The 12404-nt window shown below is 46.0% G+C and carries 10 protein-coding genes; 1 reads left to right on the top strand and 9 read right to left on the bottom strand.

Going from position 1 to position 12404, the window contains the following annotated elements:
• Positions 1-32 precede the first annotated feature (32 nt).
• Positions 33-1145 (bottom strand): ABC transporter substrate-binding protein, encoded by a 1113-nt coding sequence (locus NYE58_RS01580; RefSeq protein ID WP_341000942.1) that lies wholly within the window; start codon positions 1143-1145, stop codon positions 33-35.
• Between the two features lie 279 nt (positions 1146-1424).
• Between NYE58_RS01580 and NYE58_RS01575 the strand changes: the two genes are divergently transcribed.
• On the top strand, positions 1425-2192 hold the full coding sequence (locus NYE58_RS01575; RefSeq protein WP_341000941.1) for a hypothetical protein: 768 nt from the start codon (positions 1425-1427) through the stop codon (positions 2190-2192).
• Between the two features lie 45 nt (positions 2193-2237).
• Here NYE58_RS01575 and NYE58_RS01570 read toward each other — a convergent pair whose 3' ends face one another.
• From NYE58_RS01570 to NYE58_RS01535, 8 genes are all read right to left on the bottom strand, one after another.
• Entirely contained in the window at positions 2238-3017 is a 780-nt protein-coding gene (locus NYE58_RS01570; RefSeq protein ID WP_341000940.1) for an ABC transporter permease, read from the bottom strand.
• 15 nt (positions 3018-3032) lie between these two features.
• Positions 3033-3809 carry an ABC transporter ATP-binding protein gene (locus tag NYE58_RS01565; RefSeq protein ID WP_341000939.1) on the bottom strand — a complete coding sequence of 259 codons (777 nt, stop codon included), beginning with the start codon at positions 3807-3809 and terminating at the stop codon, positions 3033-3035.
• A gap of 11 nt (positions 3810-3820) precedes the next feature.
• Positions 3821-4861, bottom strand: coding sequence for an ABC transporter substrate-binding protein (locus tag NYE58_RS01560; RefSeq protein ID WP_341000938.1), 1041 nt, complete (start codon positions 4859-4861; stop codon positions 3821-3823).
• A 22-nt stretch (positions 4862-4883) separates the two neighbouring features.
• The gene (locus NYE58_RS01555; protein WP_341000937.1) at positions 4884-6338 is read right to left on the bottom strand and encodes an aryl-sulfate sulfotransferase; all 1455 of its coding nucleotides are present in this window, start codon (positions 6336-6338) and stop codon (positions 4884-4886) included.
• Between the two features lie 27 nt (positions 6339-6365).
• Positions 6366-6905: a MarR family winged helix-turn-helix transcriptional regulator gene (locus NYE58_RS01550; protein ID WP_076275944.1), complete on the bottom strand. Its 540-nt coding sequence runs from the start codon at positions 6903-6905 to the stop codon at positions 6366-6368.
• A 245-nt stretch (positions 6906-7150) separates the two neighbouring features.
• Positions 7151-8620: a stalk domain-containing protein gene (locus NYE58_RS01545; RefSeq protein WP_341000936.1), complete on the bottom strand. Its 1470-nt coding sequence runs from the start codon at positions 8618-8620 to the stop codon at positions 7151-7153.
• A 35-nt stretch (positions 8621-8655) separates the two neighbouring features.
• The gene (locus NYE58_RS01540) at positions 8656-10401 is read right to left on the bottom strand and encodes a FecR family protein (protein ID WP_341000935.1); all 1746 of its coding nucleotides are present in this window, start codon (positions 10399-10401) and stop codon (positions 8656-8658) included.
• Positions 10398-12152 (bottom strand): CHASE2 domain-containing protein, encoded by a 1755-nt coding sequence (locus tag NYE58_RS01535; protein ID WP_256718934.1) that lies wholly within the window; start codon positions 12150-12152, stop codon positions 10398-10400. Before NYE58_RS01535 ends, NYE58_RS01540 begins: the two co-directional genes overlap by 4 nt.
• Between the last annotated feature and the right edge of the window lie 252 nt (positions 12153-12404).

Here is a 12404-nt window from a genome sequence, read left to right as displayed (position 1 = left end):
CGCCCTGCTTCTTTTTTGGGGAGAAATGAATACTAATTCAAATGTACAAGCACACGTTCCTGCCACAATTGAGGAATGGTTTTTGCCGTCTCTTCCCATACCTTGTAATCACCAACAGGCTTAGCGTTAACATATTCCTCTTTTGGCAGTAGCTTAGCTGCAACATCATCCGGCAACGTTACACTGTCACGGATCGGACGAGCGTAACCTTTGGCAAGATTAATCTGTCCTTCATCGCTAAGGATGTATTGGCGTGTAAGCTTCGCCGCGTTAGGATGCGGCGCATATTTGTTGATGATCGTGGCATACCCGCTCACGACACTGCCTTCCTGAGGAATGGCTACTGCGAAGCCATCTTTGTTGATCTGGTCTCTATAGTTCAAAGCGTTGAAATCCCACAGCAGGGTAACTTCTACTTCCCCTTTTTCAATGTTGGCAAGGGAAGCTTCTGCATTGGAGAGACGTCCTTTTTTAGCTAAATCCTCGAAAAAAGCAATCCCCGGTTCAATGTTCGACTCATCGCCACCAAAGGCAATCGCTGCGGCCAATACAGCCATCTGTGCTTGAGCAGCCTTGGTTACATCACCAACGATGATTTTGTAGTTACCGTTCTTCAGATCTTCCCAGCTCTTCGGTGGATTCGCCACGAGCTTAGTGTTAGTCAGAAAAGAAATGGTGCCTTGATAGCCGACGATCCAATTCCCGTCCTTATCCTTAGCCCAATCGGGGATTTCATCCCAGTAGGATGTTTTATAAGGCTGGGTTACCCCTTTATCCACGGCAACCGAGCCAAACGCAATCCCCACATCTCCGATGTCGGCCGTTGGTTTGTCTTTTTCCGCATCAAACTTGGCAATTTCCTCCGCGCTCGACATATCGGTATCCGAATGTGTAAGACCATACTTACTGTTCATATCACTCCATGTATCTTTCCAGTTCGCCCAAGAATCCGGCATCCCCACACTGACGACACTGCCCTCTTCTTTAGCTTTACTCTCGATCTCAGTCAGACTTAATTCTTTGGTGCCAGCCTTTCCATTCGTTGTTTCTTCAGCCTTGGCTGAATTTCCACAAGCAGCAAGCAACAGGACGAGCAAGGATAACATTAGACCCATCGATAATTGATTTTTGATCCCTTTTTTCATGATTTCCCCTTCACTCCTATTTCTTATTTGCGGGCTTCTTTATGTCCAACTGTTAGGCACCCAATTGCAGTATAGGCGTGTACTATTTTCGCGGCATTAAGGAGAATAGGAATATTTGTAAATAAAAAGAAACGACCTGTCGTCTTTTTTAGATGACCGCCGTTTCCCTTAGAAATGTTTTTATGAAAATAATTACATTAATTACACTAAAATAGAACTTTACTGATGTATAGTAGTATTTATTCATAATAAGAAATGACCCTCAGAGGAGCTTGAAAAATGCCGTTTACAAAAATTCAGATGGTAACAGGTTTATTTCTATGTACTTTGCTTATCTCAGCTTGCAACAATGCAGCTACTCCTCCTAAAAATAACACGCCAGATACAAGTAATAAAATCATTCAAATAAACAGTGATCTTTACACCCTCCCATTACGTGATCAGAATACAGAACAATACAACTACGCTGTCAATACCTCTGCCGGTATCGTATGGTTGCCAGCCCCAAAAATGAACATTGCCCCTGGAACAGAAGCAAATCCATTTTATTTTCCAACAGAGCCATTCACTTTCTATTTAAGTTCTCCTAATGAAAAAACACTAGCTATAGAAAAGTCCAAGAAGCTATTGACGTTACCTTTAAATGATGGCGATGCTGTTCTGGTGGTTAGCGGCGTTTTTGGATTAGATGATTATATCCTCTATCATACCTTTTCCATTTTCACTGATGGAGCTCAGCCGATACGAGAACAAGCTTGGGTGATGAAAGTAGACGATCCAACATCTAATAAAGAAATTGCTCAATTCCATTCATCTGGAGGTAAATTTTATAGTTATGCAGTTGATGAAAAAGAAAAACTTTATCTATCGGTTTCCATACTTCCTGGAAATGCAGATGGTAGCTATAGTTACGAAGTTTATATTTATAATCTTCTGACTGGCAACAAAGAAAAAATAAATGATTATTCTCTTAATCCCTCATCACTGGATTCCATCCAATTTAATTACAATGACAAAAAATATTCGTATAAACTTCAGTCCAAGTAAAAAACTGCCCGACATTTCCAGGCAGTTTTACATGTATGAATATAACTACCGTCTACGCGCTGCCACACTGACAACACCGTATCTGTAAAGCACCTTCTTACCGAACCAGCCAAAAAGCCGATCCGTAAAGAAGCCCATAAAGCCAAGGCAGAATAACCCGACAAAGATCCAATCCGTACGGAAAAACAACCGGGAATTCCAGATCAGATAACCTACACCTTCGTTCGAAGCAATCATTTCCGCGCCGATAATCGCCATATATGAGGTGCCCATCGCTAACCGGATACCCGTAAAAATATAAGGGATCGTCGCCGGAACGACCACATGAATCAGAATTTGCCACTCACTGGCGCCCATACTGCGGGCTGAGCGGATTTTGTCCTCTTCCACGGACATCACACCGGTTAAAGTATTCAGCACCACGATAAAAAAGGTAGCGTACATAATTAACGCAATCTTCGACTGCTCCCCAATACCAAACCATACTAGGAACAAAGTAATGAATGCAATCGGCGGGATAAAACGGATAAAGTTCAGGAAAGGCTCCGCAAAAATACGGATCAAGTTCACCTTCCCAATGATTAGTCCTACGGGAATCGCCAGTAAACTGCCGAGTACCCAAGCAATGAGCACCCGGTAAAAGCTAATTCCGATATATTGCAGCAAGGTTCCGTCTTCCAGCAGCTCCCGTCCGCCTTTAAGTGTACTCCATGGTCCGGGGATCACATCGGGGCCATAGATTACAGCTCCAAGCTGCCAGACGCAGAGCGCGGTAATCCATAGAAGGGTTACGGAAACCCACTTCTTCTCCACCCATTTCCTCATCTGTCTCACCCTATCCTATTCTTCGAAATGACCTTGAATTTGATTGTATAACGAGTAGAATTCCGGTGAGGTTACGTCCCGCGGATACGGAAGTGTATTGTCATAAATATCCGTAATATTAGAGGACGGTCCTACTGACATAATACCAATTCGTTCTCCCAGCAATAACGCCTCCTGAATATCATGAGTTACAAAAATCACCGTCTTATGTGTCTGGCGCCAAATATTGACCAATTCCTTCTGCATCGTTCGGCGCGTCATCGCATCCAGTGCACCAAATGGCTCATCCATCAGCAGAATCGCTGGATCATTCGCCAGCACCCGAGCCAGCTGAACACGCTGCTTCATACCCCCAGACAGCTCCTTCGGGAACTTCTCCTCATGCCCGTTCAGCCCAACAAGCCCGATGAACCTATCCGATATTGTATGCCGTTCCGCCTTTGCGATTTTCTTCATCCGCAATCCGAACTCCACATTCTGACGGACGGTTAACCAAGGGAATAAGGAGGAATCCGCCTGTTGGAACACAACCGCCCGATCTCTGCCAGGCTTATTCACCTCTACATTATCCACCCGTAGATGCCCACCGGATTTGGAGACAAACCCGGCGATCATATTCAGCAGTGTTGATTTCCCGCAACCACTCGGCCCGAGTAGAATGAAGAATTGCCCACCTTTAATTACGAGATCTACATCTTTTATAATGTAGTGAACGTCCCCAGCAGTCGGTTCGCTGTAGCTTTTACGGAGCTGCTCAATATGAATGGTATGCTGCTTAGCAGGTAATGACATGCTGAACCCCCCTATTTCTTGTACGTAACCTCTTCTGGCAATGCCTTCGCCAGCGGCTCAAGATTCAGTTTACTATCCAGATCGAAATCCTTCTCAATGATTCCGTTGTCGACCATATATTTCTTCTGCTTGGTCAAACTGTCATACGCTGCTTGAGTAAATCCTAGTGCCCACGGATTATTCGGCAGATCTTTTATCGTTGATTCCTTAGGCTGCTTCACTTTCTTATACATCAGATCAGCAACCTCATCTGGGTGAGCCTGAGCATAGGCTCCGGCTTCATCCACCGCTGCTAGGAAATTCGCTATACCTTGCGGATTCTTAGCCGCAAAATCATTTCCCGTTACAATCCCCATCCCCAATCGAACCGTGGTTTTAGACATATCCGTCAGTTCATGAACACCTTTAAGTGCATAGAGCTTATCATTCAGAACCGAACCATAAAACCATGCTCCATCCACAGCACCTTGCTTCAAAGCGATATAAGCTTCATCAAAGGCACCCTGTCCTATTAACTCCACATCACCGAGAGCAGCATTATGCTCTTTCAAATATTCATCCCAAAGGTACGGAATGAAGGTGCCGCGTATGAAACTCAGCTTTTTCCCTTTCAAATCTTCAGCCTTCTGAATATCATCCTGTACGAACAATTTCCATTCAGTGGACGCTTCATCAGTCGCTAATCCCGCCGAGGCGATAATAGCATAATCGCCCTTCGCCACTGCGTTCAGCAAGGGGAAGTCTGCCCCGAAAGCCACATCCACCTGTTTAATAAAAAGGGCATTTACACCTTCCGCAGGGGAGCCAAAGTTGATCAGTTCAGCGTCAATCCCGTGTTTGGCAAAGATGCCTTTATCTAGTGCCACCCGAAAAGTGGGATTCGTATTGATGTCAGCAATTTTTATCTTTAATGTCTCTTCTTTGCTATTCGCCGCTCCCTCTTTAGCGGCATTAGAGGCAGACGCGTCGCCCTTGGAGCTGCAGCCCGATAAAAAGATAACCACTGATAAAGATAAGAGCAGAAAGCTTGAGCTGATCCATGATTTTTTCAACCGACACATCTCCTCAAATTTGTTAATTTACCTTGCGGCTGCTGCCTTCATCCGTCGTCGCCACACAAGCAGCTCCTTCAATAAATGGCAGGGTTGTCGCCACACTTACCACAGAATCCGATCCTTTAGGTGCAGACCCCGGGACTCTGAACTGCGTTACGTCTATTGGCTCAATCGCTTGTTCAACTGGCGTTTCCAGCTGTGGTACCCATGCATAAGGCACACGGTAGGAACGATAGACCATGTTGGTATTTCTGGAGTCCGTAAATGGCGAAATATATTCCCATACCAGTTCATGTTCTGGAGTAACTTCAAAGAGTCTGCCGTTAGAACCTTCTGTAATTAAGGTGTTGCCATTCGGAAGCCGTTGAGCGGAGCTGATATATGGACTGTAGAATTTATAAGAATCGGTTGGGACAGAGAAACCTGCTTCTGCCGCTGTATATTGCCACTCTATCTCAAAAGTCACGGGATTAATCTCCAGAATTCGCGAGTGGTCGCGGAGTGCATTTTTTTGCCCAAAAGGAGAAGATGGATTTGGAAGACCATAACCGCCCCAGCCCCCGTTATCGAATACAAGTAAGTTGCCTTCTCCCGGCAAACCTTTCGGAATGATGTGCGCATGATGCTGGCCAATGATCCAGTCGATATGCTTCACTTCTGGCAGCGAGTAATCCGGACCGATTCTCCAAACGATGGCTCCGGTACGCTTATCCGTGATCGCAATAATATTTGCTTCACGCGCATCCCAGATCACGTTATCCGGATGGAAACGCTCATCCCCTGCATCGTAAAACTTATTGGGTCCTACATAAGAAGCCGAATTGATATGCAGCCAGTCTCCAACACCACCACCTAGATTTCCGAAAGAGCGTGAGTTAGGATCACGAAATAGTACATTTTTGGCCGCTTCATCAAAGCCTAGCTCATCAAAATGTTCATTTGGAGCCCACTCCCAGACGATATTCCCCTCCCAGTCCACCTCAAGGATCGTGTCATCAAGCAATTGTTTGTCAGAGATTTGAGGATTGTAGATGTTTTTATGAGCAAGAATTAGCGTTTTTCCACTGTCTACCTTGGGGTCAAGCCCCGGTGCAAAATATCCGACCGGATTGCCTTCGCGCTGATAGTCATGATGCTGGCGGGCATACCAGAGGGGTTCATAGCCCGGATCTTCTATATGTTCATAGCTGTTATATTTCCACACGATGTTCCCATCCCAGTCCACCTGTACCAGATCTACATTATCCTGTATTCCGAATTTAGGATCTCTTCTTCCTGTGCTGCCCAGCACATAACCACCCGGGAAGATTTTAGCCGGAAATCCAAGCAGCCCCTTCCACAAATGCACCTCTTTACCGTTCATATCAATCAGTACAACACCTTCTTCACCAGCTTGAAATACGGTATAGCCACTCCAGGCTTTGTTCGGGTTATATACGGTTGCTCCAGTTGGATAAATGGTTGAATGTCCCATCGTTCATCTCTCCTACGTTCAATTTTTTTAGTAGCTAAGATAATTACTTTTTTTGGTGGTTGTTCGTGGCTTCTGTTCAAGGGTTGGTGAGGTCTCTGCATTCTCCTTAGCGAGCTTCAGCAGGATATCCGAGAATCCTTCCAAATTGCTAATGATCCGCTGATAAAAGTCATTTTGCTGCGCCAATTCCTCCTCCGTAAACCCCTCAAACAAAAGCGAAATACATCGTTCTCCGATGTTGCTGTTCTGCTCCGCCATCTTGCGGCCTTTACCCGTAATATCCAGCATTACCGTTCTACGGTCGCCTTCTTTACGTCTGCGTACGGTATATCCACCCGCCTCAAGCTTATCGCTCAATGCGGTAATCGCACCTGAGGTGAAGTCTAGTTCATCCGCTAAATCTCCTAGCCTTTGTTCACCATCGCGAATGATTTTGTGCAGAATCAGCATGCCTGGTAAGGAGATGCCTGCTACGGCGACTTTATCCCGCTCTTTCACGAATCTGCGAACCGCCTTGCGAAATGCCCAATCTGTCTCCTCCAGCTGTCTCCAATATTGTTCATTCATGGCTTACTAACCTCTGCTTTCTCCCAATCAGCCCATAAAAAAAGACTCCCAGCACCTACCCCTGACAAGGGAAAAGTACGGGAGCCTTTGGTGGTCCAATCAGCTCAGTTGAATTATTTCACTGTTCATTTAATTACTGTTTAAGTATTGGTGATATCATATACCCCTTTATTCCTACCTGTCAAGTAAGTATTTTATATATTCAAAAAAAGAACACCTTCAAAGGTGTCCTCCAACTCGGAAGCTTATAGACCACTTTCCAGCACAATTGCGAGACTGTCCTCATCGTATACCTGCATAAAAGATGAAATGGTCGGCAGATAATCGGCTGCCACGTATAAAGTACCTTTTAGGATCTGTACCTTCTGACTTGCGTCAGGCTTAAGGGAAAGTGTCCAATCCCCCTTGCTAATCACGGTTTCCTTGTTGACCGCGTTCCAGCTAATGTCCGCTCCCCATGAGCTAAATAACGCTCTAACTGGTAAATATATTTTACCCGACTCCTGAAGTGGCAGATTAGAGGTATTTAATTTCACTTGCACTCCGTCCAACCATACTTGCATGTTTTTACCTGCTGGCAGCAGCGGAACGGCATCCAGCAGATCAGCTTCACTACGCAGTGGCTTAAGGGCCTGTACATCGAGATCTAATACCTTCAATTTGTTATTTAACGTGTCCGTCACATACAGCTTCCCGGACACAAGAGCGATACCGGAAGGTTGATTAAACATTACATCGTCCAAAGCTCCGACCCGATCTCCCGCGGTACTTTGTCCTGCGACTGTAATGACCTTGCCGTCCTTCTGAATAGCCCGAACCCGATGATTCAGACTATCAGCAATCAGCAGTACTCCATCAGCATAAGCCAGTCCCCGTGGACGATTGAATAGAGCAGACAGTCGGTCTCCATTCTGGAATCCCCCAGCCATATAGCCAGTCACAGGGTCAACTGTGGTTGATTTGCCTGCAAAGGTCTCAACCTTACTGCCTTTAATCAACCGGATCATCTGATTTCCGCTATCAGCTACATAGAGATTACCGGACTCATCAAACGTAAGACCCACTGGCTCATTGAATTTTGCCGAAGCTACCGCTCCATCCAGATAAGCACCATCATTCCCCTGCTGACCCGCAAATGTAGTAACGACCCCTTCTGGAGTAACTTTACGAATCACATGATTAAGTGTGTCCGCTACATATAAGTTATTATTGCTGTCTATGGCTAGGCCACCCGGAGAGCTAAACTGCGCCGCATTGGGTTGTCCATCCTTGTACCCGGCGACTCCCGTTCCTGCAAGGGTGTAGACTGTGCCTCCCTCTATTTTGCGGATCACATGGTTGTCGGTATCACTGATATAGATATTACCTTTACTGTCAGCGGCGGTGTACGTCGGATGATTAAACAAAGCCTCTGCTGACTGCCCATCACTATACCCAGTATTACCTTTTCCGGCTATCGTCTGTAGGGTTCCGTTACTCCACTTGCTAATTGTGCCGCTTGCTGACTGCACAATAATGAGGTCATTGCTGCCAGGCACTGCTGCCACTCCCAACGGTTGCTTAAGAGAGAGTCCAACATTAGACGAAACATTCTGGACTATACTCCCTTGAATGTCACCACTTATAGGCTGCAATACCTCTGCGGCTACGATATTAGGTAGGGCTGCGCTTATAAGCATAATTCCGCAAGCGATGGAGATGAGTTCTTTTTTCATAACGTTATTTTCTCCTCCCGAAGGTTATTGCGCCTTTAAAATAACAAAGATAAGCTGATCTTAAGCGTGTCTACTATTACCTGTACAGGGCCGTCTTCAGTATCTTCAATCCTCACCAGAGGAATGATAACGTTATAAGGTTCGGGAGTTAGTCTATTCAAAAATTCTGGAGTAAGTTTAAGCACAAAGGTATTCTCATCATTCCGATCCAGTACATAATCCGTATCTTCTAGCGGTAACGGATCTCCAAGATCATATTCATAACGATATCTAATCTCCCCTACATCATAACCTAGCGAATGGATGATAAATTCCGGTGCTTCATCTTCACCTATAGGACCCGTATGATTAAAATAACTCGGAGTGATCTCTCCTTCAAAGTAAAACCCGCCGTCTGCTATCTGTTGATCCTCTTCCTGTACCTGCCCCCCGGTAAGGGCATTCTTTAACAAACCACCGTTAACCTTGATTTGAACGAATGACTTATAAGGAAGTGATCCCCGCAGTTGAATGATAAGCTCATTCTCTCGAATGTATACCTCTCCTAAATCGAGCTTGTCCGCACTCTGATTCAAAGTAACACTCACCCCATCCCTCGCAGCATTAGGATTAGAGTCATCTGCGATATTAAAGGCTAAAGGTGCCGTAAACGGCAAAGCAATCTCATTATTACGGACGAGATAGTCATAGATATGTTCTCTAAATTCCTGCTGGTTCAGCTCAGGCGCGTCAAGCGGATTGGGCGTCGGCGTTGCTGTCGGTTCCGGTGTTGGCGTCTGTTCCGGCGTCGGTGTTGCCGTTGGTTCCGGTGTCGGCGTTGCTGTCGGCTCCGGCGTCGGCGTTGCTGTTGGTTCCGGTGTTGGCGTTGCTGTTGGTTCCGGTGTTGGCGTCGGTTTCGGTGTTGACGTCGGCTCCGGTGTCGGCGTTGGTCTCGTCGGTGGTGTTGGTTTCGTTATATCTAAGGGAGCCCGACTAGATAGATCATAGTTAATCTTAGGTGGAATTGATGGTATAGGTGGGTGGACAGGCATAGTAGCTTTTATTTGCTCAAATAGTCGATCGAACTGATCTTTTATTGCTTCGGTTAATTTCCCTTCTTCGTTCAGATATTCCAAATGCTGCTCTAACGCAAATTGCGGCAATACATTCAGGGACAAGTGCCCCTGTATCCATTGTTGATTCTCTATAATAAGCTGTTGGGAGGCTCCTATTAATTGAGAAAGAGTAGCATCTACAGGCGAAACTACATGAACTGTTCCTTCCAGAACTCCCAAATAATCGCCGTTAATTCCTGCCCCACCATTAAGGACTACATTGCCTTGGCTATTAACGCTAACAAAAAACTCTGTGCCCATAACGCCCATAATAGCCGTCGGGGTCTCAATCTCAAACCGGGAGTCACCCTCCAGCTTCTTTTTCACCTTGATCAGGACCTGCCCATTTTGAAGCTTCAGACTTGTCTTACCGCCCAGCGCTTTGGCACTTTCGACTAGTTGGCTGATGGTAAGCGTAGTGTTTGCTCCGATCGTAACTTCTTTGTTGGCATCAAGGTCGAGGCTGATTTGTCCGTCCGAGCCTGTTATAATCGTATCGCCTTGCGTAATCGCCATCCCTTTGAAAGCATTAAATTTCTTGGTTCCTCCGCTTTTCTTCACCTCTGACTTGCCTGAGACCGCAGTTATTTTCCCCACTTTGACGCTATCCTTCGCCTCTGTGACAACCGCTGGCCAAAGAATACTGAAAAAAAGAACAAATGCCAGTGTAAGCTTTAACGACTTCATCTCAATCCCTCCAATTCATAGACACTGATTCCCTGCTCCTTGCCCTTTACCTTGATCTCTCCTAATGAAACAGCTGATACTCTATCTTTTACAAAAGCGTAGGTAGCTTCACTAATGAGGATTTGTCCAGGCTTCGCATTGCTTTCCAGACGGGCCGCCGTGTTGACGGTGTCTCCAATCGCTGTATAATCCATCCGTGTCTTCGAGCCAATATTCCCGAATACAGCTGGGCCAGTGTGCACCCCAATGCCGAATTTCACGACTAAGCCAAAACGCTCGAACAGCTTTTGTTCCACTGCAGACGAGCCTTCCTTCATCGCCCACGCCGCCTTCACCGCTTGCATCGGATGATCCTCCAGCAGCAATGGAGCATTAAAAATCGCCATCGTGGCATCCCCGATAAACTTGTCCAATGTGCCATCATACTTAAAAATACAACCTGCGGTGAGATCCAGATACTCATTCAAAATCTCTACAATCTCCTCAGGCTCAGCAGCCTCCGACAACGGAGTAAACCCGCGAATATCCACGAACAACAAGGTTAGCTCTCTGCGGCTCCCCCCCAGCTTCAATCCTTCTTGACCCTTCTTAAGAATTTGATCCACAACTTGCGGGGCAACATATCGGCCAAAGATATCCGTAACCCTACGTTTCTCCATCAGTTCTTCTAAATATTGAAACCCTATCACGACAATGCAGCTAATAATTAGAAACGGAATCACATAACCTAGTGAAATCACCATTCCCTGATCATAGAAATAACGACCTGCAAAAATAAGGAGTGCAATAATGACCGCAATGACAGCGTAGGAATATAGCATCTTCACTTTACGGAATAGTAGATATGCCAGGAGTGCAGCTAGTAACAAAACTACTTCGTTCCACTTCCAATCCAGCACGCGTTTATAATTATTGTCCAGCAGCGATTGAATAATATTCGCATGTATTTCCACGCCGTATAACGTGTTTTTACCGCTGATCGGGGTTAGAAAGTCATCCTTAAACCCTGTAGCATACGGCCCGATAAGCACAATTCTATTCTCAAAATAGGATGGAGAAACCTCCCCGTTAAGCACCTCCGAATAGGGAATCTCTTCAAAATCACCCTTGCCGCCTGAATAGGGGATATAGAAGCGCCCAAACTTATCTAAAGGTAGCTTCTGCGGATCCGCAGTCCCCCCCATCGCCTCTCGATATTTCTGATAGAGTGTCCATGACAAGCTGTTAATAGGTTTACCTTCATAGTCAAAAGAAAAAAGAGCTTTACGCACCACATGGTCCATGTCGGTAATGGTATTGATATGGGCGGTCGCAGCCGCTGCCTCTCTTAAAGCCTCAAACGGCTGGGATAACTCCAACGCTTCGATCTTCCCCTGCTCAGTATTTGGGGCAAACGTGCCATATACAGGCAGGACTACATTCCCCGCTCGTGCGACAGCCGCAGCGAATTCGGCATCTGCCTCCGGATCCTCCGAGCCCACTGGGAATGTGAGGTCAAAGCCGATCACTGCAGGATGGCCCTCGGAGAGTGTATCCAAGAGCTGGGCATGAACATTTCTGCTCCATGGCCAGCTGCCGAAGTCCTCCAAGCTCTGATCGTCAATCCCGATGATAGCAATCGTAGTATCCACATCTCTCTCGTGCTGCATCACACGATCTTGTAACTGCTGATCGATGGAATCAAGGCTTCCCCGATACAGAAGGAACGCAAAAACCGCAGTAAGCAAAAGGAGGATATGTGCTAACTTCATTCTCAAAGTCGGTATCTCCAATCTATGTATTATGGAATGAGTCCAAACCAGCGGTCAGTATGTTGGATATTGATACGTAAAGAAGAAGGGGTCGGTGAATAACAGGATGAGGAGTACAAGCACCCATAAATGAATGCCAAGCCCTGCGCCAAGCGGAAGAAGTGCCGTAAAGAGCTGAATTACTGCTAACAAAAACGGTACTAGAGAAGAGACAATGCCAGCTTCCCTTGCAATTTACTTTTATTTTGAAAG

This window comes from Paenibacillus sp. FSL L8-0708 (genome assembly GCF_038009325.1).
Classification (GTDB): domain Bacteria; phylum Bacillota; class Bacilli; order Paenibacillales; family Paenibacillaceae; genus Paenibacillus_AQ; species Paenibacillus_AQ odorifer.
The sequence above is the reverse complement of the archived record's forward strand: the minus strand, read 5'-3'. Positions and strand labels throughout refer to the sequence as shown.